General features: G+C 48.5%; 22 protein-coding genes. 20 read left to right on the forward strand and 2 right to left on the reverse strand.

Annotated elements, in window-relative coordinates; all coding sequences use genetic code 11:
• The first annotated feature begins 4 nt into the window (after positions 1-4).
• The 6 genes from fliL to dinB all read left to right on the forward strand — a co-directional run bounded on the left by fliL (position 5) and on the right by dinB (position 4,925).
• A complete protein-coding gene (gene fliL, locus WC7_RS20830) occupies positions 5-475 on the forward strand; it encodes a flagellar basal body-associated FliL family protein (RefSeq protein WP_016151857.1) in 471 nt (156 codons plus the stop codon).
• Between the two features lie 20 nt (positions 476-495).
• Positions 496-1,212, forward strand: a complete 717-nt coding sequence (locus WC7_RS20825; RefSeq protein WP_016151858.1) for a FliA/WhiG family RNA polymerase sigma factor — start codon at positions 496-498, stop codon at positions 1,210-1,212.
• A 29-nt stretch (positions 1,213-1,241) separates the two neighbouring features.
• Entirely contained in the window at positions 1,242-2,105 is an 864-nt protein-coding gene (gene motA, locus WC7_RS20820; protein WP_016151859.1) for a flagellar motor stator protein MotA, read from the forward strand.
• A 2-nt stretch (positions 2,106-2,107) separates the two neighbouring features.
• Positions 2,108-3,106: a putative lateral flagellar export/assembly protein LafU gene (gene lafU / locus WC7_RS20815; protein ID WP_016151860.1), complete on the forward strand. Its 999-nt coding sequence runs from the start codon at positions 2,108-2,110 to the stop codon at positions 3,104-3,106.
• A gap of 55 nt (positions 3,107-3,161) precedes the next feature.
• Positions 3,162-3,803 carry a hypothetical protein gene (locus WC7_RS20810; protein ID WP_016151861.1) on the forward strand — a complete coding sequence of 214 codons (642 nt, stop codon included), beginning with the start codon at positions 3,162-3,164 and terminating at the stop codon, positions 3,801-3,803.
• A 66-nt stretch (positions 3,804-3,869) separates the two neighbouring features.
• Positions 3,870-4,925: a DNA polymerase IV gene (gene dinB / locus WC7_RS20805; protein ID WP_016151862.1), complete on the forward strand. Its 1,056-nt coding sequence runs from the start codon at positions 3,870-3,872 to the stop codon at positions 4,923-4,925.
• 53 nt (positions 4,926-4,978) lie between these two features.
• Here dinB and pepD read toward each other — a convergent pair whose 3' ends face one another.
• A complete protein-coding gene (gene pepD / locus WC7_RS20800; RefSeq protein WP_016151863.1) occupies positions 4,979-6,436 on the reverse strand; it encodes a cytosol nonspecific dipeptidase in 1,458 nt (485 codons plus the stop codon).
• 261 nt (positions 6,437-6,697) lie between these two features.
• Here pepD and gpt point away from each other — a divergent pair, with 261 nt between their 5' ends.
• From gpt to crl, 3 genes are all read left to right on the forward strand, one after another.
• Positions 6,698-7,156 carry a xanthine phosphoribosyltransferase gene (gene gpt / locus WC7_RS20795; RefSeq protein ID WP_016151864.1) on the forward strand — a complete coding sequence of 153 codons (459 nt, stop codon included), beginning with the start codon at positions 6,698-6,700 and terminating at the stop codon, positions 7,154-7,156.
• 98 nt (positions 7,157-7,254) lie between these two features.
• Complete coding sequence (gene frsA / locus WC7_RS20790; protein ID WP_016151865.1) at positions 7,255-8,499, forward strand: esterase FrsA; 1,245 nt, start codon at positions 7,255-7,257, stop codon at positions 8,497-8,499.
• 57 nt (positions 8,500-8,556) lie between these two features.
• Entirely contained in the window at positions 8,557-8,958 is a 402-nt protein-coding gene (gene crl / locus WC7_RS20785) for a sigma factor-binding protein Crl (protein ID WP_016151866.1), read from the forward strand.
• A gap of 57 nt (positions 8,959-9,015) precedes the next feature.
• Here the strand turns inward: crl and phoE are convergent, their stop codons facing one another.
• Positions 9,016-10,071: a phosphoporin PhoE gene (gene phoE, locus WC7_RS20780; RefSeq protein WP_016151867.1), complete on the reverse strand. Its 1,056-nt coding sequence runs from the start codon at positions 10,069-10,071 to the stop codon at positions 9,016-9,018.
• A 289-nt stretch (positions 10,072-10,360) separates the two neighbouring features.
• Between phoE and proB the strand changes: the two genes are divergently transcribed.
• From proB to WC7_RS20725, 11 genes are all read left to right on the forward strand, one after another.
• Positions 10,361-11,464: a glutamate 5-kinase gene (gene proB, locus WC7_RS20775; RefSeq protein WP_003031373.1), complete on the forward strand. Its 1,104-nt coding sequence runs from the start codon at positions 10,361-10,363 to the stop codon at positions 11,462-11,464.
• 11 nt (positions 11,465-11,475) lie between these two features.
• Complete coding sequence (proA, locus tag WC7_RS20770; protein WP_016151868.1) at positions 11,476-12,729, forward strand: glutamate-5-semialdehyde dehydrogenase; 1,254 nt, start codon at positions 11,476-11,478, stop codon at positions 12,727-12,729.
• Positions 12,730-13,009: 280 nt separating this feature from the next.
• Positions 13,010-13,729, forward strand: a complete 720-nt coding sequence (locus WC7_RS20765) for a Crp/Fnr family transcriptional regulator (RefSeq protein WP_016151869.1) — start codon at positions 13,010-13,012, stop codon at positions 13,727-13,729.
• Positions 13,730-14,324: 595 nt separating this feature from the next.
• Positions 14,325-14,912 (forward strand): common pilus major fimbrillin subunit EcpA, encoded by a 588-nt coding sequence (locus WC7_RS20760; protein WP_016151870.1) that lies wholly within the window; start codon positions 14,325-14,327, stop codon positions 14,910-14,912.
• A gap of 53 nt (positions 14,913-14,965) precedes the next feature.
• The gene (locus WC7_RS20755; protein ID WP_016151871.1) at positions 14,966-15,643 is read left to right on the forward strand and encodes an EcpB family pilus assembly chaperone; all 678 of its coding nucleotides are present in this window, start codon (positions 14,966-14,968) and stop codon (positions 15,641-15,643) included.
• 58 nt (positions 15,644-15,701) lie between these two features.
• Entirely contained in the window at positions 15,702-18,194 is a 2,493-nt protein-coding gene (locus tag WC7_RS20750) for a CS1-pili formation C-terminal domain-containing protein (protein WP_016151872.1), read from the forward strand.
• 4 nt (positions 18,195-18,198) lie between these two features.
• Positions 18,199-19,815 (forward strand): hypothetical protein, encoded by a 1,617-nt coding sequence (locus WC7_RS20745; protein WP_016151873.1) that lies wholly within the window; start codon positions 18,199-18,201, stop codon positions 19,813-19,815.
• Complete coding sequence (locus tag WC7_RS20740) at positions 19,812-20,507, forward strand: fimbrial biogenesis chaperone (protein ID WP_016151874.1); 696 nt, start codon at positions 19,812-19,814, stop codon at positions 20,505-20,507. Before WC7_RS20745 ends, WC7_RS20740 begins: the two co-directional genes overlap by 4 nt.
• A gap of 144 nt (positions 20,508-20,651) precedes the next feature.
• Positions 20,652-21,383: a winged helix-turn-helix domain-containing protein gene (locus tag WC7_RS20735; RefSeq protein ID WP_016151875.1), complete on the forward strand. Its 732-nt coding sequence runs from the start codon at positions 20,652-20,654 to the stop codon at positions 21,381-21,383.
• Positions 21,358-21,831: a hypothetical protein gene (locus WC7_RS20730; protein ID WP_016151876.1), complete on the forward strand. Its 474-nt coding sequence runs from the start codon at positions 21,358-21,360 to the stop codon at positions 21,829-21,831. The genes WC7_RS20735 and WC7_RS20730 overlap by 26 nt, the downstream gene beginning before the upstream one ends.
• 342 nt (positions 21,832-22,173) lie before the next feature.
• Entirely contained in the window at positions 22,174-23,622 is a 1,449-nt protein-coding gene (locus WC7_RS20725; RefSeq protein ID WP_016151877.1) for an EAL domain-containing protein, read from the forward strand.
• The last annotated feature ends 168 nt before the right edge of the window (positions 23,623-23,790 follow it).

Consider the following 23,790-nt stretch of genomic DNA (forward strand, 5'->3'; position numbering starts at 1 on the left):
CAAGATGAAGAAAATTGTTATTGCGTGTGTGATCAGCTCTGTCGTTGCACTGGGTATTGCTGGTGGGGCTGGATGGGGTATTTATCATTTTATGAATAAAGGTGCGACAGCTAAGGCAGCAAAACCCGCTGAGATACCCGAAGAAAATCAGGATGAGAGCAGCAGCATTTTTGTCTCTCTGCCGGAAACGGTGGTTACGCTTCATGATAGTGAAGGGGCAGACCGATACATGGTGGCAGAGCTGGTAATGGTCGTTGATTCAGAGAAAGACGCTGAAAAAATTAAGAAAGACGAACCGCTCTATCAAAGTATTACGGTAGATGAACTCTCGAATATGAAATATGAAGAGATTCGGGCGCTGAAGATCTCCGATATCAGAAAGAAAGTTTTTGAAAATCTGAAAATTGAATTAGCGAAACGCAAAATGGCGACACCGTATAAGGACATATTGGTGAAAAAAGTCGTGTTTCAATAAGCGACAAGCCAGGAAATAACATGATCCAGGATGCTTACGAGTCAGAAGATTTTAATGCGACGCCCGTGCTAACGCCAAAGCAAGAGAGCCATTATTTACAGGCTTATCTTCCTTTGGTGCGCAAAGTGGTGCGTCAACTTGCGCCGCAATGTACCTGCGTTATGGACAGGCAGGATATGGAGCAAACGGCGCTGATGGGATTGCTGAATGCGATTCGTCGCTATGGTCAACCGGATGAGGGCTTTGCCGGTTATGCCGTCCATCGTATCCGCGGAGCCATACTCGATGAGCTGCGCAGCCTCGACTGGCGGCCTCGTCAGCTACGACAAAAATACCATCAGATTAAAGATTTGATTCGTGATGCGCGTACTCAGCTCGGGCATGAACCCTCATGGGAGGAGCTTTCCCTGTTGGGTTTGTCGTCTGAAGATTATCAGGAATATCAACAGCTGGAAGGTGCTGAATCGCTGGCCAGCCTGGATGAATTACTGAATGGCGATATACCGATTGCGCCGCTCGAAGGGCGGGGGCTTGAAGAACAATTCGTCACGCAGGAAATGCTGGGTTATGCCCTGAGCCAACTCAGCGAAAAGGAGGGACTGGTGCTCTCAATGTATTACCAGCACGATATGAATTTAAAAGAAATCGCGCTGGTATTAGGGCTGACTGAAGCTCGAATTTGTCAAATGAATAAAAAAATCACGCACAAGATTCGTGATTGTTTATATCCAGATTAACAATTCCGAATCAACATGCGGAGGACGTAATGCAAAAGATTTTTGGTTTATTGGTGGTTTTAGGCTGCGTATTTGGTGGCTACTTTGAGGCTGGCGGACAGTTAATTGCTATCTGGCAGCCGGCAGAAATTATTATTATCGTGGGGGCCGGTCTGGGGGCGATGATTATCGGTAACCCAATGCATGTGCTTAAAGAGATTGCTCACCAGATCAAAGGCGTGGTCAGCAAAAAGAAAATGGGGCCGGAGTTCCAGCGTCAGTTGCTGATGTGCCTGTATGAACTGCTGGAAATGGTGCAAAACGGCGGTCTGCGTATGTTGGATCAGCATATCGAACAGCCGGAAGAGAGTACCATTTTCCAGAAATACCCGCTGGTACTGACCCAGAAACGACTGGTGACCTTTATCGCCGATAATTTCCGTCTGATGGCGATGGGGAAAATTGATGCCCACGAGCTGGAAGGGATCCTCGATCAGGAACTGGATACCGCGGAAGAATCGCTGTTAACCCCTTCGCGCTCCCTGCAGCGTACCGCCGAGGCGATGCCTGGCTTCGGCATTTGCGCGGCGGTGCTGGGTATCATCATCACCATGCAGTCAATCGATGGTTCCATTGCGCTTATCGGCCTGAAAGTGGCGGCGGCGCTGGTGGGGACATTCTTAGGGGTCTTCATCTGTTATTGCGTGATGGATCCGCTGGCAAACGCCATGGAACAGCAGGCGCGGGCGGAACATTCGCTGCTCGAATGTGTACGTACCGTGCTGGTGGCGCAAGCGGGCGGTAAGCCGACGCTGCTGGCGGTTGATGCAGGACGTAAACTTCTTCATCTGGCTTCCAAACCCACATTCGCCAATCTGGATGCGTGGGTGAATGCGATGCTGGAGCAAGAATAAGCATGAGGAAGGGGCCAAATCGTCGCGATCGCGGCGCGAAAACCACCATTATCCGCCGACAAATCAAAAAGAATCATGCAGGTCATCATGGGGGAGCGTGGAAGGTGGCATTTGCTGACTTTACGCTGGCGATGATGGCGTTGTTTATGACGTTGTGGATTGTGAACAGCGTCAGTAAAGCTGACCGCGAAAATATCGTGGCGGCGCTGCATGGTCAGTCAATCTTTAACGGTGGCGGTATGGCGCCGTTAAATAAGCTGGGCAAGCAACCGATAGCGCCGGGAGCGCAGAAGAAAAACGTCACGCGCAACAAACTCGATAAAACCGTCAACCCGCAGGAGACGGCGAAAATTACGGAAGAGAACGCGAAAAAGGCGCTGGATGTGAATGAAAAAGCGGTGCTGCTGAAACAAAAATCAGCCCGCGAATTGGGCGAACTGGCGACCGACATTAACGTTATTGCCCGCAATGCGCATATGGAAACTAACCTTGAAATGGAGATAGTTCCTCAGGGGCTGCGCGTACTGATTAAAGATGACCAGAATCGCAATATGTTTGAACGCGGTAGCGCCAGGATTATGCCGTTCTTTAAATCGCTGCTGGTTGAACTGACTCCCGTGTTTGACTCGCTTGATAACAAGATAATCATCACCGGGCATACAGACGCGATGAGCTATAAGAGTAACATTTACAACAACTGGAACCTCTCCGGCGACCGCGCTTTGTCGGCGCGACGCGTGCTGGAGGATGCCGGAATGCCGCAGAATAAAGTCATGCAGGTCAGCGCGATGGCGGACCAAATGCTGCTGGATGCGAAAAACCCGGAAAGTGCCGGGAACCGTCGCATTGAGATCATGGTGCTGACGCAAAGCGCTTCCGATACGTTGTATCAATATTTTGGCCAGCAGGGAGAGAAGGTTGTGCAACCGCTGGTGGATAAGCTGGACAAGCAAAAGCAGGTGACTTCTTTACGTCAACAATCTGCTCCCGTCACTCATTAATTCTGTTCCCGTCCCCCACGCAACGTGGGGGCAATTTATTCCTCAGGAAGGCAATGTGATAGATGTAACCCATATTATTCCATTGGAGATTCATACTGATAACGTCACCGATGTAGCCTGTCAGGGGGCGCATTTCGACAAGGTCTCAGGTATCTGGTACACCGAACCCCACGAGCTAAACGGGGCGCTTCGAGACTATGTCTACGACACCGACAATTTTAATATTGTCGCGCCGTACTATCTGGTGATTACCTCGAAGATGCACTGCTGGAGCTGCCACCAAATTACCCGCATCCATGGCGTGATGTTTACCCGCTTTATTAAGAAAAATCAGGATGGTCAGGGCTGGCAGTCGGTCAGGCGTAACAGCTTTTTGTTCCACATTAATTCTCTGCCTGAAGAGATAAAAAAGAACATCAAAGCCAGCAATTACTACCTCGATAAAAGTAAAACCACCGGGCTACGTTACTGGATGAATCACTGTGAAATTTGTGGTGAACGTCTGGGCGACTACGAGCTTTTCTGCGTTGAAAATGATGCCTTCCGCCTGATGACAATCGAAAAACTGCTGCGGGCAAATGTTCGCAAAGTGAATAAACTGTTTGTCAGCACGGCGGGGAATCCCGCAGAACATACGAAAAAGGATATTGTGCGTTACCTGTGCGATGCCCGCTTCGTCATGAATGGTCCGGCGTAAGGAATAATCATACTTCTCACACTATAAAAATACTGTATACTTAAACAGTGTTGTGGGAGGCGAGTAATGCGCAAAATCATACATGTTGATATGGACTGCTTTTTCGCAGCGGTGGAAATGCGCGATAACCCCGCTCTGCGTGACATTCCCATTGCCATCGGCGGCAGCCGGGAGCGCCGGGGGGTTATCAGTACAGCCAATTACCCGGCGCGCAAATTTGGCGTGCGTAGCGCGATGCCAACGGGAATGGCGTTAAAGCTATGCCCGCATCTTACCTTATTACCCGGTCGCTACGAGGCCTACAAAGAAGCCTCCCGCCAGATTCAGGCGATTTTCTCCCGCTATACCTCGCTGATTGAACCCCTGTCGCTGGATGAAGCCTATCTGGATGTAACCGACAGCACCCACTGCCACGGTTCTGCCACGCTGATCGCCCAGGAGATCCGCCAGACGATTTTTAACGAGCTGCAGCTAACCGCTTCTGCCGGGATTGCGCCGGTTAAATTTCTGGCAAAAATAGCCTCCGATCTCAACAAGCCCAACGGGCAATATGTGATTACCCCTGCCGATGTTCCTGAATTTCTCAAAACGTTACCGCTCGGCAAAATTCCCGGCGTCGGCAAAGTCTCCGCCGCGAAGCTGGAATCAATGGGATTGCGTACCTGCGAGGATGTTCAAAAATACGACCTGGCAATGCTGCTCAAACGTTTTGGTAAGTTTGGTCGCGTGCTGTGGGAGCGAAGCCAGGGCATTGACGAGCGGGACGTTAACAACGACAGACTGCGCAAATCCGTCGGCGTGGAGCGCACGCTGGCGGAAGATATTCATGAGTGGTCAGAGTGTGAGGCGATTATTGAGCGGCTTTATCCCGAACTGGAACGGCGTCTGGCCAAGGTAAAGCCGGATCTCCTTATCGCTCGCCAGGGGATAAAACTCAAGTTTAATGATTTTCAGCAGACCACGCAGGAGCACGTCTGGCCGCGCTTAAATAAAGATGACTTAATTGCGACGGCGCATAAAACCTGGGAAGAACGTCGGGGAGGGCGAGGCGTGAGGCTGGTGGGATTACACGTCACGCTACTGGATCCCCAACTGGAAAGACAGCTGCTGTTGGGGCTGTGACTCAGATGGATTGCCGGATAAGCGCAGCGCTATCCGGCATTTAGCGCAGAATCTTACTTCGCCGGAATCGACTTCAGCAGTTCAGTCAGCAGCGTCCAGTAGTGACCAACGCTTTCGATATGAACCTGCTCATCCGGGGAGTGCGGACCGGTGATGGTTGGCCCGATGGAAACCATGTCCATTTCCGGATACGGTTTCTTGAACAGACCACATTCCAGACCGGCGTGAATGATCTGGATGTTTGGCGTTTTGTTGAACAGACGCTGGTAGGTTTCGCGAACCAGGTGCATAACCGGAGAGTTAGCATCCGGCTGCCAGCCAGGGTATCCGCCTTTGGCCTGGGTTTTCGCGCCAGCCAGTTTACCCAGTGAATCCAGCATGCTCACCACGTAGTCTTTACCGCTGTCGATCAGAGAACGGATCAGGCAGTGAATTTCAACGTTGTCGTCAGTCATGGTTACAACGCCGACGTTCAGGGAGGTTTCTACCACGCCTTTGGCTACGTCGGAATTGCGGATAACACCGTTCGGGGTGGCGTTCAGCAGACGTACGAAGCTGTCGCGAGACTGAGTGGTCAGCGCGGCTTTGTCGTGAGTAACGGCATCCAGCAGCAGAGCCAGGTTCTTCTCTTTGGCTTCCAGTTCGTTTTTCAGGATTTCCTGGTAGGTGTTGACCAGCGCTTTTAACGCATCAACTTTATCTGCCGCCACGGCGAGGGTGGCAAAGGCTTCACGCGGAATTGCGTTGCGCAGCGTACCGCCGTTGAAATCAACCAGACGCAGATCCAGCTCTTCAGCGTGACCCGCCAGGAAGCGTACCAGCAGTTTGTTAGCGTTACCGAGACCAACGTGGATTTCGCCACCGGAGTGACCGCCTTTCAGGCCTTTCAACGTCAGCTTAAAGCTCTGGAAGCCAGCCGGGATTGCTTCACGGGACAGCGGCAGGTTAGAGGTAAAGTCGATACCGCCTGCGCAACCCATATAGATCTCACCTTCTTCTTCAGAGTCGGTGTTGATCAGGATATCTGCCTGCAGCCAGTTAGCCTGCAGACCAAACGCGCCATCCATACCTGCTTCTTCAGTCATGGTCAGCAGCACTTCGAGCGGACCGTGTACCACGTTGTCATCAGCCAGAACGGCCAGTGCGGACGCCATACCGATGCCGTTATCCGCACCCAGCGTGGTGCCACGGGCTTTTACCCATTCGCCGTCAATATAAGGCTGGATAGGATCTTTAGTGAAGTCGTGCACGGTGTCGTTATTTTTCTGCGGGACCATATCCAGGTGCGCTTGCAGAACAACCGGCTTGCGGTTTTCCATTCCTGCGGTAGCGGGTTTGCGAATCAGGATATTACCGACCTGATCGCGCTCGACGTGAAAACCTTTCTCTTGGGCCCAGCTCAGAATGTGTTCAGCGAGCTGCTCTTCATGGTAGGACGGATGAGGAATAGAACAGATTTTGGCAAAAATATCCCACAGCGGTTGCGGGGATAACTGAGACAGTTCAGACACGTTGAGTCTCCTTGGCGATGCCCTACAAAACTTGCTTGCAGGCCACAGGGTTAGCAGAATTAAAAACATCACAAGTCAGGCTTGCGCGATGCGATTGAGAATACCACTTTCTCCGCTGACGGCTAGCATAAAGCATGCAAAAAGAGGCGCGGATTCCGCGAAACACTGGTTTTTAGTGCGTCAGATCTCTATAATCTCGCGCAACCTATTTCCCCCTCGAACACTTTTTAAGCCGTAGATAAACAGGCTGGGACACTTCACATGAGCGAAAAATACGTCGTCACCTGGGACATGTTGCAGATCCATGCACGTAAACTGGCAAGCCGCCTGATGCCTTCTGAACAATGGAAAGGCATTATTGCCGTTAGCCGTGGTGGTCTGGTGCCGGGCGCATTGCTGGCGCGTGAATTGGGTATTCGTAATGTCGATACCGTATGCATCTCCAGCTACGATCACGACAACCAGCGCGAACTGAAAGTGCTGAAGCGTGCCGAAGGCGACGGTGAAGGTTTCATCGTAATTGATGACCTGGTTGACACCGGTGGTACCGCCGTAGCGATCCGCGAAATGTACCCTAAAGCGCATTTCGTCACTATTTTCGCTAAGCCGGCAGGTCGCCCGCTGGTGAATGATTATGTTGTTGATATCCCTCAGGATACCTGGATTGAGCAGCCGTGGGATATGGGCGTAGTGTTCGTTCCGCCGATCTCGGGTCGCTAATCTAAAAAGTTTTCAACGCCCGCACTGTCGGGCGTTGTTCTTTTTGTGCTGTGTCAGGTTACACTATGCCTTAGTGAGTACTCATGGAGGCTGCAATCATGTCACAGGCTAACCTCAGCGAAGTCCTGTTTAAACCCCGCTTCAAACACCCTGAAACGTCAACGCTGGTTCGTCGTTTTAATCACGGCGCGCAGCCGTCTGTACAATCGACCCTGGATGGCAAAACCATCCCGCACTGGTACCGCATGGTGAACCGCCTGATGTGGATCTGGCGTGGCGTCGATCCGCGCGAAATCCTCGAAGTGCAGGCACGTATCGTCATGAGCGAAGCCGAACGCACTGATAAAGAGCTCTACGACACGGTTATCGGCTATCGCGGCGGAAACTGGATTTACGAGTGGGCGAAGCAGGCGATGGACTGGCAACAGAAAGCCTCTATGGAAGAGGATCCGCAGGTGAGCGGACGCCACTGGCTGCATGCTTCCACGCTCTATAACATCGCCGCTTATCCGCACTTAAAAGGCGATGAGCTGGCAGAGCAGGCGCAGGCTCTGGCCAATCGCGCCTATGAAGAGGCCGCACAGCGTCTGCCGGGCACGCTGCGTGAGATGGAATTTGCCGTTACCGGCGGCGCGCCGATTACCGGCTTCCTGCATATGCCAAAAGGCGACGGTCCGTTCCCGACGGTGCTGATGTGCGGTGGCCTCGATTCCATGCAAACGGATTATTACACTCTGTATGAGCGCTACTTTGCCCCGCGCGGTATTGCCATGCTGACGCTGGATATGCCGTCGGTCGGGTTCTCGTCAAAATGGAAACTGACCCAGGACTCCAGCCTGCTGCACCAGCACGTATTAAAAGCGCTGCCGAATGTTCCGTGGGTGGATCACACCCGTGTGGCGGCCTTCGGCTTCCGCTTTGGCGCCAACGTGGCGGTACGCCTGGCGTATCTGGAAGCATCACGTCTGAAGGCGGTGGCCTGTTTGGGTCCGGTGGTTCATGCGCTGCTTAGCGACCCGCAGCGCCAGGCAAGCGTCCCGGAAATGTACCTTGACGTTCTGGCCAGTCGTTTGGGGATGCACGACGCATCCGATGAAGCGTTGCGCGTTGAGCTTAATCGCTATTCATTAAAAGTGCAGGGCCTGCTGGGCCGACGCTGCCCGACGCCAATGCTGTCGGGGTTCTGGAAAAACGATCCGTTTAGCCCGGAAGAGGAGTCGCGTTTAATCACATCTTCATCTTCTGACGGTAAGCTGCTGGAGATTCCATTCAACCCGGTGTATCGCAATTTTGACAAAGGGCTGCAGGAAATAACCGGTTGGATCAATCAGAGATTGTGTTAAAAGTTTGCTAAATTTTATCGATTTGGTAAAACAGGTGCTTCACCTAAGGAGATCGTAATGACGTTACCGAGTGGGCATCCGAAAAGTAGATTGATCAAGAAATTCACCGCGCTTGGCCCGTACATCCGGGAAGGGCAGTGCGAAGATAATCGGTTTTTTTTCGATTGTCTGGCTGTTTGCGTCAATGTGAAACCCGCCCCAGAGAAACGCGAGTTTTGGGGCTGGTGGATGGAACTGGAGGCGCAGGAAAAACGCTTCACGTACAGCTACCAGTTTGGCTTGTTCGATAAAGACGGGAACTGGACTGCGGTGCCGGTGAAAGAGACTGAAGTGGTAGAGCGACTGGAATACACCTTACGTGAATTTCATGAAAAATTACGTGGGTTGTTAACGTCGCTGAATCTGGCGCTGGAGCCTGCTGACGATTTTAACGATGAACCGGTTAAATTAACGGCATAATGAACAGTAAAATGCCGGATGGCGGCGCAACCCCATCCGGCATTTTTTTATGCTACATCAGAACTGATAAACCATACCGACAGCAACGATATCATCATTGTTGATGCCCAGTTTATTGTCGCTATCGAGCTGGTTGATTTTATAATCGACAAACGCGGACATATTTTTGTTGAAATAGTATGTTGCGCCAACGTCGATATAATTCACCAGATCCTCATTGCCTACGCCTTCAATATCTTTCCCTTTTGACAGCACATAACCCAGTGACGGACGCAGACCAAAGTCAAACTGGTACTGAACTACCGCTTCGAAGTTCTGTGTTTTATTAGCGAAGCCACCGGAAATTGGCGTCATATTGCGCGTTTCAGAATAGAACGTCGCAATATAAATATCGTTAGCATCATATTTTAAACCGGTTGCCCAGGCTTCTGCTTTATCGCCAGTCCCACGCGTTTGCAGATTCTGCTGGTTGGTACGATCGGAGTTGGTATACGCACCGCTCACCGCGAAATCGCTGCCGCCAAAGTCATAGGTAACGGAAGTACCAAAACCGTCGCCATTTTGTTTTTTCACATCGCGGTCCTGATTTTTCCCCTGGTATTGCAGGGTGAGATCCAGACCATCCACGACGCCGAAGAAGTCGGTGTTACGGTAGGTCGCCAGGCCGCTGGCGCGTTTGGTCATAAAGTTATCGGTCTGTGCGGAGGAGTCGCCGCCGAATTCCGGGAACATATCGGTCCACGCTTCCACGTCGTACAGCGCGCCGAGGTTACGACCGTAATCAAACGAGCCAAGGTTTTTTAATTTCAGACCGGCAAAGGCCAGACGGGTTTTTTGCTGGTTAGAGTCGCTTTCGGCTTTATTGCCGGCGAACTCTGCTTCCCAGCGACCATATCCCGTCAGTTCATCGTTAATTTGCGTTTCGCCTTTAAAACCTAAACGGATATAGCTCTGGTCGCCGTCTTTGCTGTCATAATCCGTCATGTAATGCATGGCTTTTACTTTGCCGTACAGGTCCAGTTTATTACCGTTCTTGTTATACACTTCCGCTGCCTGTACGGATGCCGACGCAGTAATACCCATCACCACTAATGCCAGAGTGCTCTTTTTCATTTTCATTCCTGATTAAAAGTACGCGCTAATATTCACTGGGTGTGATCCCCGTTAAAAGACAGGAGGGTTTTTAACGTCTGGTAATGAACGTTTTATGACAAAGTAAGAATATTTTTAAAAAAGGATGTTTTTTTGTTTCTGTAATAAATGCGTCAAAATCTGCCGCTACGCTTGCTGATCCTGCGCAATAAAATTTCATGCTTTGTGCGCTGGTTGTTGGCAACCGGGGCCAGTCCTGCTAAAACGTTCGTTTGATATCATTTTCCCCAATTTTGAATGGCAGAGAATCATGAGTGACAGCCAGACGCTGGTGGTAAAACTTGGCACCAGTGTGTTAACGGGCGGATCGCGCCGCCTGAACCGCGCCCACATCGTAGAACTGGTTCGCCAGTGCGCGCAGCTCCATGCCGCAGGGCATCGTATTGTTATCGTTACCTCGGGCGCGATTGCCGCCGGACGTGAGCATCTGGGATACCCTGAGCTCCCGGCAACGATAGCCTCGAAACAGCTGTTGGCGGCGGTAGGGCAGAGCCGATTGATTCAACTGTGGGAACAGTTGTTCTCGATTTACGGTATTCACATCGGACAGATGCTGCTAACGCGTGCGGATATGGAAGACAGAGAGCGCTTCCTTAACGCCCGCGATACGCTACGCGCGCTGCTGGATAACAACATCGTTCCTGTCATTAATGAGAACGACGCCGTAGCGACCGCCGAAATTAAAGTCGGTGATAACGACAACCTTTCAGCGCTGGCGGCGATTCTGGCCGGGGCCGATAAGCTGCTGCTGCTGACCGATCAGCAAGGGCTGTTTACCGCCGATCCGCGCACCAACCCGCAGGCTGAGCTGATCAAAGACGTTCACGGTATTGATGATGCGCTGCGCGCCATTGCCGGTGATAGCGTCTCGGGTCTGGGAACCGGTGGTATGGGGACTAAACTGCAGGCCGCTGATGTTGCATGCCGCGCCGGGATTGACACCATTATTGCCGCAGGCAGCAAGCCGGGCGTAATTGGCGACGTGATGGAAGGCGTTTCCGTTGGGACGCGTTTCCATGCACAGGCCTCTCCGCTGGAGAACCGTAAACGCTGGATCTTCGGCGCACCGCCAGCCGGGGAAATTACCGTTGATGAGGGGGCGACCGCAGCGATTCTGGAGCGTGGCAGTTCATTACTGCCAAAAGGCATTAAAAGCGTGACAGGCAACTTCTCTCGTGGTGAAGTGATCCGCATCTGCAATCTCGAAGGGCGCGATATTGCCCACGGCGTTACCCGCTATAACAGCGATGCGCTGCGCCGTATTGCCGGACATCACTCACAACAGATCGACACCATCCTGGGCTACGAATACGGTCCGGTTGCTGTCCATCGCGACGACATGATTACCCGTTAAGGAACAGGCATATGCTGGAACAAATGGGCATTGCTGCCAAAGCTGCGTCATACAAGCTGGCGCTGCTCTCCAGTCGCGAAAAAAACCGCGTACTGGAAACGATAGCTGATGAGCTGGAAGCGCAAACGGAAAGCATCCTCAGCGCGAACGTACAAGATGTTGAGCAAGCGCGAGCCAACGGCCTGAGCGAAGCGATGCTCGACCGCCTGGCGCTGACTCCGGCGCGTCTGAAAGCGATTGCCGACGATGTGCGTCAGGTATGTAATCTCGCCGACCCGGTCGGGCAGGTGATTGATGGCGGTCTGCTGGATAGCGGCCTGCGTCTCGAACGTCGTCGCGTTCCGCTGGGCGTGATTGGCGTGATTTATGAAGCGCGTCCAAATGTCACCGTTGACGTTGCTTCCCTGTGCCTGAAAACCGGTAATGCGGCGATCCTGCGCGGTGGGAAAGAGACGTACCGGACGAATGCGGCAACCGTGGCGGTTATCCAAAAGGCGCTGGAAGCCTGTGGTTTACCCGCCGCAGCCGTGCAGTCGATAGATAACCCGGACCGAGCGCTGGTCGCCGAAATGCTGCGTATGGATAAGTACATTGATATGCTGATCCCTCGCGGTGGCGCGGGTCTGCATAAGCTGTGCCGTGAGCAGTCGACTATCCCGGTCATCACCGGCGGCATTGGGGTTTGTCATATTTATGTTGATGATAGCGCGGAGATCGACCCGGCGCTGAAGATTATCGTCAACGCCAAAACCCAGCGTCCGAGCACCTGTAACACCGTAGAAACCCTGCTGGTGCATCAGGATATCGCTGCGCGTTTTCTGCCTGCGCTGAGCCAGCAGATGGCACAAAGCGGCGTCACGCTGCATGCCGACGACACCGCGCTGGCCACATTGCAGGCAGGGCCCGCTAACGTGGTTGCGGTGAAAGCCGAAGAGTATGACGACGAGTTTCTGTCGTTGGATCTGAACGTTAAAATCGTTACCGATCTGGACGATGCTATCACCCACATTCGCGAGCATGGGACCCAGCATTCCGATGCCATCCTGACGCGCACACTGCGTAACGCCGATCGTTTCGTGAATGAAGTGGACTCTTCTGCCGTGTACGTTAACGCCTCTACTCGTTTTACCGATGGCGGCCAATTCGGACTGGGGGCGGAAGTGGCTGTGAGTACGCAAAAACTGCACGCGCGTGGCCCAATGGGTCTGGAAGCACTGACCACCTATAAGTGGGTTGGCTTCGGTGACGACACGATTCGTGCGTAATTGAAAACGGGCGATGCCATAATAGGTCTATGATTTTCAGGTCTATTAAGGCATTGCCCGGTTAATTCTACCCTTTACCCCGCTACCGTATTTGTTTTCTATCCTGCGTTTTATCATCATCCGCATCAGTCTGGTTTTTACCCATGCGCTCCCTGGCGTTGAAAGACGACGTATCACAGAATTTTCCCTGCCAGCATGAATTTTCTGGGTCTGTAGCTCACGTATTGTTCCCATGGTTCGATCTATTAGAATCAGTCTCATTTTTATGAGGAGTTGTTGCGTGAAATCGGATATTCACAAACATAGCATTCCTGTTGTGCCGCTCGGTAACCCGTTTCCCCCCCGCCATTGTTCACTGTGTCCAAAGGGCGCGGCGATTGATCGTGATAATCAATACCGATTGATAGACAAAAGAAGGAAGTTTAAAGCGGGGGAGATACTCGCCCGGCAGGATGAAGCCGCAGACATGCTTTTTGTTATTCACGAGGGGTACTGCACGTCCAGCGTGGAATGTGGTGAGAACGATTTTATCAGTCGCTTTTATTTTCCGGGAGACATCATGGCGCTGGATGCTGTTGAAGGGGGAACGTATCTGACAACGATCAAGGCTGCAACGGCTGCGGAGGTATGTCATATCGATATTGCGCGGTTGTTCAAGGCAGCAGAAAAGGAGCCGTCGGTTGCAGCGGCCGTCATCAAGTTTCTCTGCAGGGACAATGGATTCATTGTTGAAAAACTACGGCGTTATGCCAATAAACATGCTGAGGCCAGAATCGCTGCTTTCCTCGTGGAGTTTTACGAAATGCATTTACGTATTGGCAGGCCAGAAACGACGCTTCGCTTGCCATTCTCGCGGGAGGAAATTGCCAGTTATCTCGATCTTAAAATTGAAACCGTTAGCCGCTCATTAAAATCCCTTGAACAACAAAAGTTGATTAGCTTACATCGGGTTCGTACGGTAACAATTAATAGTTACTTGGGGTTAAAAGGTTTCAGCTAACGCTATCTTTGCCGTGTGTTATTTATCTCTTGATATTCCAGGAATATTCGTTTTATATGGAAAATTCCTGGTTTTATTTATGTGAAATAATTATCAATTCGAATAATAATCCTACAGGTCAGCGCTATTTTTATAAGAATATTCCCCCGTAACTAAATATTTCATGAGAATTTTCTTGTGAAGTTAAAAAATTAGCATAATTGCAACAAATAATAAGCATTATAGAGAGAATATGGAGATGTTAATTATCTTTATGTTTTGTAAGGGTTTTGCTCTGGTGTTATTTGTATGATCTTTTTGATATTTATCAAAAACATAAAAAAGATGAATTGTTTGATTTTGCTTATCTGGGTGGGTAATGATTCTGAAAATGGATGTGTTTTAAGTGATTGTGTCTTAGGAAACTTCTTAGGCAATGTTTTTTACGGGAAAATTCTTAGTTTTTTGTAATTTTTGCGTTTCAGGGTTTGTTGAGATGTTACTTAATTCAAATGATAATTTTTTGGCGCGGCAATTCTGGCTCGCAATTAATGGAACCGCTGGAGTGACTTAATAATAAGACTCGGTGGTGAGTTTGTTCTTAGGAGAAGATAAAATGAAAAAATTATTATTAGTAACCTCTCTGGCTTCTGTATTTGTTGCAGCAAATGCAATGGCAGATGTTACTGCTTCTGCAACTGCCTCGTGGGACGCGACGGCAACAAAAGATACCACCAGCATGTTGGTTGTCACCCCGCTGAACTCTTTAACTTTCCAGTATGCTGAAGGGCTGAATGCCTTCAACTCTCAGGACGGTGCTTTTGATGTGACGATTCAGGGTCAGGAGACGGCAACTGATTTTGAGCTGACTGCTCAGATTATTAGCAACACTCTGACCAACGCCAGTGGTGATGCTTCTACCCTGAACGTAGGGGTGGCATGGAATGGCACGGCACTGACTAATTCATCAGATACTGTCCTTGTTAACTCCAGCTCTACTTCTGGTCTTGAAAGCCTGATGGCAGATGGCGCTTATAACGGTGCCGCTCGTGTCAGCGATCAATCCAACTTCAAATTCACCATCGCGTCAGCGACTTCTGATGGTAGTCAGACAGTAGCAGATTACTCTGCACTGCCAGACGGCTATTGGACTGGCGATGTAAAAGTACAGTTCAATGCAACCTGGACGACTCCGTCTGCCTAAGTAATAAAAAATTCGGGAGAATTTGTTCTCCCGAATTTATCAGGAATGGTGTCATGAAAAAATATTTACCGGCAGCGATGTTGGTAGGGTTAGTAGCATCTTTTCCCGGATGGGCAATTAATGTTGGTGAAATTACATCGATCATGACTTCTGCTGAGAGTTCATTATCGAAAGAAATTATCAATACGACAGATGCGGCGCGTTATGTCAGTGTTTCGGTAAAACAATTGTCATCACCTTTGGCCGGGGGAGTCGAAATAAAGCCCGTTAATTCCGGAGAATTACTCTCTACACCTGCCAATCTTATTCTTCCTGGCCAGGCGAAGGATGTTTTTCGTTTCTTTTATAAAGGACCTGCAGATGATATCGAACGTTATTATCGTCTGCAATGGATCGATGAGCCGGTCACCGAGAGCGCGGAAACCCGGGCGAATAAAATGGCTGTTGCAACAGCGTCGGCTGAAATTGGCACTATTTTGGTAGTCGCGCCGCGCAAGGAGCGTTTTGAATATAGCCGAAATGGCGATGTTATTACCAATACCGGCAATGTTTCCTTTCGTGTGATCGCTTATGGGGCTTGTAAAGATAAGGCTCGCGAGCGGGGACGAGGCTGTCGCGAACGTTATTACATTTTGCCGGGTACAAAAATAAAATTACAGTTTACCGACATTAGTAATAGCCGTTCACGCATCGGTATCTGGCACGGTAAGCAGTTTATTACAGTGAAGTGATGGTCAATAGCAGCCATCTGTACGGGATAAATAAAATTACCGGAATGTAAGGATGCATATGACAACAACAAATATTGTCGGCGGTAGCATTTGTCTTTTTATTGCGCTGACACCAGGATTTTCACATGCAGCCCCAGTAAAAGTGGGTAATTATGTTATCCCCAGCGCTTTCGCCCGTTCACTGGAGCAGGGAATGACGGTGCCGGTATATATTCGTTACAACGAGACTGACGAGAAAAGTCAGCAAAAAGTTGCCGATGCGGTGATTTCCCTTGTTGATGGCAATATTACCGTTAAAGCCCTGACTCTTGCTGAATTGCCCAATAATGCCGTGTTATCTGGAAAAACCCGCGCGTTGGTGGAAAAAATTCGTGATGTGAAGTTTCACGATAACACCAACATCGAGCTATCGAATGATGCACGCCTGCAACTCAACGTCTCCTCATTTCACCTGGAGATGATTGTCAGCAAAGATGCGTTAACTGAAGCGATTGTCGCACGCAGCAGCCTGCTTGGACCTTCCAGCGTGGAGACTCTCTCTAACGTCCTGAACTATAACTTTGGCACCTACTACAACGATTATCATAACGGCAGCAGTACCCGCAGCTATCTGACGATGGACAATACAACATCGCTGCGTGAACACCATGTCAACATTAACGGTTCGTTTTACGGCATAGGCGACAGCAACAGCACCAGTAAACTCTATCGCGCGATGTATGAGCGTGATTATGACGGGTATCGACTGGCGCTCGGGATGCTCGACACCTGGAATGTCCAGTCTATTGCCAGCCTGAATGCGCTGAATGGTGGGAAAATTTACGGCGTAAGCTACGGAAACAAAGGAAGTACGGTTGTTGAGAATACCTCGCTTTCGCTCACGCCAATTACCGTATTTTTGCCAGCCGCTGGCGAGGTTCATGTATTCAGGGACGGGCGTTTGCTCAGCGTACAGAACTTTAATATGGGCAGTTATGAAATTGATACCAGTCGTTTTCCGTATGGTGTTTATGATGTCACGGTAGATATCGTGGTCAATGGCCGGACAATTAATAGTCGTATCAGTCGGGTTAATAAAATCTTTGCCCGCCAACAGGCAGCCGGAATTGATCAGCTCTCATGGCAACTGTTTGGTGGCTCACTGGATTATGACCGTGTGAGTTATAAGCGAAACCACTATCAGGATTTAGGCAATGAGCAGACCTGGATTGCCGGCGGTGCCGCATCGGTGACGCTGGCGATATTGTCGGGGCTGGGCCTGAAATCTACGCTCTACGGTTTTGGCAACAATGCGGTTAATGAAACGGATGTCACGCTCAATGTGAATGAATACGTAAGCATTGGCAATCAGACGCTGGTAGCGAATGATTCGTCATGGCGAAACATCAGTAATATCAATCTCAATGTCCCCGAGGGATATGGTTCCCTTTGGGCATCTCGTGAAGACAGTAAAATTGGCAACCGTCTGCCCATGCAGGAGCGTGACAATTATTCCATTGGTGGCACTCTTAACCTCGGGAAGTTTATTCCTCATGGCGGCTCGCTTACCGTGAGTCAGACGGAGAATCGCTACTCGGGAAATAAATACCGTAACCTGGACTACAGCACGACCCTTTATTCAGGCAGGTATGCCACGGTTGGGCTGCGCGCAGGTATTCAGCGTTATTACTACAATAACCGGAATGACGATGGGCGACAGGAACGTTATGTCAGCCTGGATTTATCGTTGCCGTTGGCGTCCTGGTTGAGCATGGGCGTCTCCCGGGATCGCTATGGCAGCACTCAGGGTAATCTCAGCGCGCGCAAGCAGTATGCTGAAGGCCCCATTAAATCGGTCGGATTATCGGCTTCGACACGCCTGAGTGGCGAGCAGTATTACGACAATAATTATTCGGTAAACGGCAATCTGAGTTATGACACGAAATATAACGCTGGCACCGTATCGGTAACGCGTTCCGCGGACAACTCCACCAATATGAACTTCTCTTCTCAAGGTTCCCTGGCGTGGGCAGGAAAAGATTTCGGTCTGAGTAAAGAGAGGCAAAGGTCAGGCATTATTGTGAAAACCGATTTGACCGACGAAGGGAAACTGGCTGCGAAGATTAATAACCGAAATTATCTTCTCAGCGGTAAATCAAATTTCATTGCACTGCCGCCTTATGCTCAGTACAAGCTGGAGATCCTCAATGATAAAAACTCTGAAGACAGCTTTGATATTGTTTCAGGGCGCAAACAGGAACTGACGCTATATCCGGGTAACGTGGGTGTTATCAACCCTGAAGTGAAAAGTATGGTCACCGTATTCGGGCGCATTCGTTATCCCGATGGGCAGTTGGCTGCAAACACCGATATTCATAATCACATCGGTAAAACGCGTACGGATGAAAAAGGGGAGTTTGCTATCGATATCGATAAGAAATATCCGGTCATCACGTTAATTTCAGCCAATGGCAGCCTATGCGAAGCCGATCTCGATTTGGAAAAAGCACGCGGCGCAGCGTGGGTTGGTGATGTGAAATGTGCCACGCAAACCACGATGGCGCAGAGGTAATAAAATGAAAGTATTAATTAAATTAGCTACTGTAATCTGTGCCGTGGGGAGTTTTGCGCCTGCGCCTGCGTTGGCTTTGAATGCAATATCTTCCGGCTCAGTCAGTAATAACTATTTGTTTATTGAAAATGCCATTGATAGTGAATACTTTATTACCCCCTCGGCACTCGATCCGCGTTTCAGCGGGTCAAACACGTGGATAAAATACGGTACTTCTCAGGTGAGTCTCGGGTATTTAGGTTTTGTCGGCTGGACTGCGCCAGGAAATTATTATCAGGACATGTGGATTGATAATTCCCCGATTAACGGCCCTTTTCGGGGGATCCGTTGTTATAGCGGCAGCCAGTGTCCATCAACTGGGTTTATTGCCGGGCAAGGCACTGACAATAACGGTTTTTATCATGCGCAGGTAGGATCTGTCGCGGGCGTTATTGGTGGCGCCTACGGATTCGCTTCCCTGACGGATACTGCCTATGAGTACTTTCGCAATGTGCCTACCGGTAGCAGCGAAACCTATGTGTTCAACCGTTGTTATACTTCCGTGAATTATGATTATTCTTCCGGGCAACGCTGTAAAGATCAATCAACAGGATTATGGAATTACGTCAATTATACGTTAACCAAACGCGGTCATCTGTCACTTGTATCGACTAATGCATTTCAGGAGCTTTGGGTTGCCAGCGACGGTACGCCGAGCATCACCAAAGACTCTGGTTATTGTGAGCTTGGCGTGGTGGGCGGCGCTGACGGCGTGATTTGCAAAATGGTGAGTTATAACCTGCAACAAACCGCCAATCTGACCGCCTCCCTGACGTTTCGCGCTTATGTCGACACGGCGATGCTTGGTTTTACGCCTGGACCGGCCACCGTGAGATACTCCGGGAATGGTTCAAACTGGTATAACTATGGTACTTCAACTGCTTATTACAACGTTTTCACGACCTCTGGAGAGTACATATATATTTTTCTGTCAAAAGCATTCCTGAAAAATCTCGTCGATTCAGGAATCAGCATTACTAACAGTCAACCGTTTACCTTCGGTTTTTATAATGGCTTAACACCAGAGTCAGGGCACTACCAGTTTACGCCTTCGCTACAGCTCAATATTGTGCCGAAGGAGTATGGGATCAGTATCGTCTCTTCAGACAACACCGCTTCTGCGAGCGGCAGTGGCACGATTGGCGACGCCGCTCCTATAGAAATGGATTACACCGTGACAGTCTCCGGTCCTCGTCAGGCTGATAGCATTACCGCGCAAGTTATCGGGGAAAGTACGACGATAAACAGTGTGCCTTACTGTCTGTTTACCTCCCCTCAAGGCGGGCTGTCAGTCCCAATCCCCGCCTTTCTGCAGTACAACAGTCAGTCGGGGGGCGTGGTACAGAAACGAAATAGCTGTAGTGAAGCAGCAATTAATATGAGCGATGCGCAGTGGCAACAGACGCCCTGGGACGCAAATAACAATGATGATGGTAGCTACTATGCTACTGATTTGAAATTGCTTTTCCCAATGAACGATTCACGTTCGATGTTAACTGTTTCCGGTACAGATTGGGAAGGTGTCGTCAGTGCCAGTGGAGAGATAAAAGTCACGGCGAATTGGGTGGGAGTGACGCCATGAACCGCTGCCGTTTGGTGCTTAGATGGGTATTTATATTACTTTCCGGGCTGACTGTATTCTCCGCACAGGCTGTCTACCTGGAGTCGACCATTTATGAGATGCCATCGGATAAATCATTTATCAGCAAACGGATCTATAACGATAGCCAGAAACAGAATTTGTACAGTATTGGCGCAGTAAAAATTGATAAGCCGGGACCGGGAGGTGAAAACAGAAGTCCCATTGCTGAAGGCGAACTTCTGTTTACGCCACTGAATTTTTCACTGGCTCCGCAGGCGAGTGAGTTTTTTAAGATTTTCTACCGTGGACCGCAGGATGATAAAGAACGCTATTACCGAATTCTGTTTCGTGAAATGCCGATAACGCTGTTTACCGAGCGTAATCAAGGGAAAGGTGGGCAGGCTCTCCCGGTGATCGCTATGGACACCATATTGGTTGTTCGCCCGAGAGAAATGAATCTGGCCTACACCATTGATGAGGCAAACGGAACACTGAAAAACACCGGGAATACTTTTTTTAAAATCATCGTACACCTGGGGTGCAACTCCACCGATGATGACGCCACCATGCGTTATGTGTTGCCGGGTGAAACCTGGCGTAGTAGCGAATTGAAATCAAAAAACCGAAAATTTATCGTTGCATTGCAGAAATACATACCAGTAGGTCAGGGGTGCTTCAAACTCAATCAATAGTAAGTATTAAGTCTGATCCGATATGTCATGGTTAGATATCGAACCTATACTGTAACTGTCTTTATACAATGCAGTAATCAGCTCGGCACAGATGAAACTTTGGTCATTTGTACTCAACATCACGGTATTTAAGAGTCAGGTAGTATGAAAAGTATAATTAATGATCAGGTTGAGTATGATTCCACCAGAAAAAGCCTGAAACATCGCGATACGACAATAATTCTTTCGGCGTCTACCGCGAGACTACTTGAGCTATTCATTGCCCATAAAAATCAACAAGTCCACCGCGAGTTTATCATTGAAGAAGTGTGGAAAAAGCATGGCATGGCCCCATCGGGTCATAGCCTTAATAAAAGTATCAGTATTTTGCGAAAAGCATTTAGTGAGCTGGGGGCGGGTAATCCCATTGAAACGCTGCCCCGGCAGGGATTTTTGTTCCATGCTTCGATCAGCGATGAATCGTCATCTTCCTGTGTAGATGAACCCGTGCGTTCGGTAACTAAGACGGTAAACTCATCCGTAAGACCAAAACGTAAAAATATTATTTTGCTCATTTTATTATTTGCATTTCTTGGTAGCGCTATTTTTATATTTTTAGCTCTTAATTCAAGCTCCAAAAATTTCATCTATATCAGGGCAATAGGTGATTGTGAACTTTATACTGCCGATGACAATAATGCTGGTAAAACGAAAGCATTTTTATCTTCTGATATGTGGCGAAAAGTAAATGCGGCTTGTCATGATGGCAAGAAAACAATTGTTTTTTATGATGATAATAATTTATCAGCCGACAATGATCTTAGAGAGAATTTCCTGGGGATTTGTACCTTAGAGAAAGGAGGGGTTGCCCGTGAATGTGAAAATTTTGTTTATTAGTGGGGCAATCTTTCTTGCAGCGATAACAGCATATTTTTTATATCGCCATCAAGAACCTGAGACGCTGACCTGCTCAGCCAAAAATTACCTGCATCTGGAGGCGCAAACTCAGGGTGTAAAAATTGAAGGTGAAGTTCTGCTGGTTTTTCGTATTTCTTCTGCTACCGAAGGGCGGGTATCTCAGGTAGGAAGTCTCAATATTCAGGGTAAATATTATGCTGTAGATCGTAATGTTGTCCTGAATTTTATTGGTAAAGATCGTGATGGTTACCTACAGACTCGTCGTGTAGCTATTGTTAAAAATAAAAATGACAATGTTCCTGATGACGTTACCGAACAACTCATGTCGCGACAGGATATTTTCTATTATAAGGTCATCCATATCACCGAAAATATCTATGCGATCAGAGATCTGCGACGTACGCTAATGGTTTGTCGGGCAGCATGAGTAGCTATAATGTGTTATTCTTATGGTTTTAGTGGATTTATATTTTGTCGTTGCTAGTGTTTGTGGTTTTTTGTTTTGTCTTGCAGTGAAAATAAGTAAAAGGATTTGTACTGGTGAAGAATTAGGAGTTTTCCTTTTTCAATATTTAAAATGGCCTTAACATTTAATGGTAATACTCATATGGATAATCGTGATTATAAATTCTGAAACTACGTGATATGACTTACGGATAAAGTTAATTCGCGAACCGCATTGTAATTGTTGGAGGCTAAAGGTGTTGTATATTCTCTCGTGTATAAAACGAGGGACCTGCTATGCCATAAATTTAAGTTGGTGGTAACTATGAATACGAAAAAGGTTTTTCTGCTCAGTTATGATATTTTTCTTTTCTCAGGGATAAAAGCGTGGTTGCCAAATCTGGTGTTAGTCGATGCGCGGACATTTATTTCTGGTTCACAGTCAATTATTCCACGGTGCCCATCCTGTTTACTGGTGATCGATAACCGGTTACCTTTATTCCTGGTCAGGAAGTGGTTTCAGAGAAATAGCACGCAGTTTATCAATATAAACTGTATTGTTCTTCGGATGAATGAAACCCGTTCTGTTAATCGGGGGTACGAGGAGTATGCATTCATTAATGGACGGGAATTATCGGATCAACTGATTTCTCAGTTGAGAGCCAATCTAATGGCACCCAATGAGGTTGTGGAAGTCACTAAAGGTTCAACGATGTTTACGTTTCATTTGACTGAGTTTGAAGAGGAAATGCTGTATGCATCTTTCACAAAGGAAAAACTGCACGATTTTTGTATTGCTAACTCGATAACAATTAAGTCAGTGTATCGATATCGGGAACGAATTACCGCTCGTCTGGGATTTACTCATTTTAATGAAACTATCATTTTTTTAACCAGGAATAATCTATTGCATGAAAGTTCCCCGACGAATAGTCATTCTGGTGAAAATGTAATATACGGCGAAGCATATGATCTCTCAGATTCTGGTCGACTGAGTATGGCAATAAGGAATGAAGAAATTATTCCTTATTTTCAACCCATCGTAAATATCAACGGAGACGTCTGTGGTGTTGAGGTTTTGGCTCGTTGGCCACAGGGGCATAATTATGCTATTTCTCAGCGTGAGTTTATACCGCTGGCTGAAAAAAGTGGCTTAATGAATGAGTTAACGAGCTATTTAATGAACACCGTCGCGCGTAATCTGGTCGACGGAAGCGAGGATTTCAATAAAACTTTATTCGTCTCTTTTAATGTGAGTCCATCAGGTTTAAGTAACCCCGTCTTTTATTGGGAGTGTCTTAATTTTATGGAAATAACGCAAAGGCTACCGATAAAATTGATGATTGAAATAACTGAAAACCAGACTCTCACTATTACTCCTGCAATCAAAGAGCTGATACGATCGTTGCGAAACAGAGGGGTTCTGTTTGCTTTAGATGATTTTGGGACGGGATACGCTAACCTTTGTTATCTCAATGAGTTAGACCTGGATGTTATAAAAATTGATAAAACGTTTATCAAAGCTATTAAAGAAGTTGAGCAACATATCCCTATGCTCGAGTCAATCATTCACCTTTCCGGACTCCTGGGGTTACGCATGGTGGCGGAGGGCGTTGAATATGGCTATCAGCAGCAATGGTTGGGGAAAAATAATGTTGATTACCTACAGGGTTATCAATTTTTACCGCCAGTGACGTTTGATGATTTTATGCGTTATTACAAGCAGTCTGTAAATTTTTTTGAATCAGCGTCGGATTCTACTTTCTCAACGTAAAGCCTTTCGGGAACATCAGGGGCGGATGCCTCTGATGCAGGTATTTTTGTCGAGGTGAGTACGATAACTCCCGCCTGTCTGGTGAAGGCGATAGCCTGTTGTGAGTGAGGCATCGTTTGTTTATGTATCTAATACGGGGTATTTATAGCGGTATCAGCGTTAATTAAA

Origin of the sequence: Citrobacter sp. KTE151 (assembly GCF_000398845.1) — a bacterium.
Lineage (GTDB): Bacteria > Pseudomonadota > Gammaproteobacteria > Enterobacterales > Enterobacteriaceae > Citrobacter > Citrobacter braakii.

Excerpts from the sequence above, each read along its gene's own strand:
- fliL (WP_016151857.1), top strand. The coding sequence starts at position 5 with ATGAAGAAAATTGTTATTGCGTGTGTGATCAGCTCTGTCGTTGCACTG.
- WC7_RS20825 (WP_016151858.1), top strand. The coding sequence starts at position 496 with ATGATCCAGGATGCTTACGAGTCAGAAGATTTTAATGCGACGCCCGTG.
- motA (WP_016151859.1), top strand. The coding sequence starts at position 1,242 with ATGCAAAAGATTTTTGGTTTATTGGTGGTTTTAGGCTGCGTATTTGGT.
- lafU (WP_016151860.1), top strand. The coding sequence starts at position 2,108 with ATGAGGAAGGGGCCAAATCGTCGCGATCGCGGCGCGAAAACCACCATT.
- dinB (WP_016151862.1), top strand. The coding sequence starts at position 3,870 with ATGCGCAAAATCATACATGTTGATATGGACTGCTTTTTCGCAGCGGTG.
- gpt (WP_016151864.1), top strand. The coding sequence starts at position 6,698 with ATGAGCGAAAAATACGTCGTCACCTGGGACATGTTGCAGATCCATGCA.
- frsA (WP_016151865.1), top strand. The coding sequence starts at position 7,255 with ATGTCACAGGCTAACCTCAGCGAAGTCCTGTTTAAACCCCGCTTCAAA.
- crl (WP_016151866.1), top strand. The coding sequence starts at position 8,557 with ATGACGTTACCGAGTGGGCATCCGAAAAGTAGATTGATCAAGAAATTC.
- phoE (WP_016151867.1), bottom strand. The coding sequence starts at position 10,071 with ATGAAAAAGAGCACTCTGGCATTAGTGGTGATGGGTATTACTGCGTCG.
- proB (WP_003031373.1), top strand. The coding sequence starts at position 10,361 with ATGAGTGACAGCCAGACGCTGGTGGTAAAACTTGGCACCAGTGTGTTA.
- proA (WP_016151868.1), top strand. The coding sequence starts at position 11,476 with ATGCTGGAACAAATGGGCATTGCTGCCAAAGCTGCGTCATACAAGCTG.
- WC7_RS20760 (WP_016151870.1), top strand. The coding sequence starts at position 14,325 with ATGAAAAAATTATTATTAGTAACCTCTCTGGCTTCTGTATTTGTTGCA.
- WC7_RS20755 (WP_016151871.1), top strand. The coding sequence starts at position 14,966 with ATGAAAAAATATTTACCGGCAGCGATGTTGGTAGGGTTAGTAGCATCT.
- WC7_RS20750 (WP_016151872.1), top strand. The coding sequence starts at position 15,702 with ATGACAACAACAAATATTGTCGGCGGTAGCATTTGTCTTTTTATTGCG.
- WC7_RS20745 (WP_016151873.1), top strand. The coding sequence starts at position 18,199 with ATGAAAGTATTAATTAAATTAGCTACTGTAATCTGTGCCGTGGGGAGT.
- WC7_RS20740 (WP_016151874.1), top strand. The coding sequence starts at position 19,812 with ATGAACCGCTGCCGTTTGGTGCTTAGATGGGTATTTATATTACTTTCC.
- WC7_RS20735 (WP_016151875.1), top strand. The coding sequence starts at position 20,652 with ATGAAAAGTATAATTAATGATCAGGTTGAGTATGATTCCACCAGAAAA.
- WC7_RS20725 (WP_016151877.1), top strand. The coding sequence starts at position 22,174 with ATGAATACGAAAAAGGTTTTTCTGCTCAGTTATGATATTTTTCTTTTC.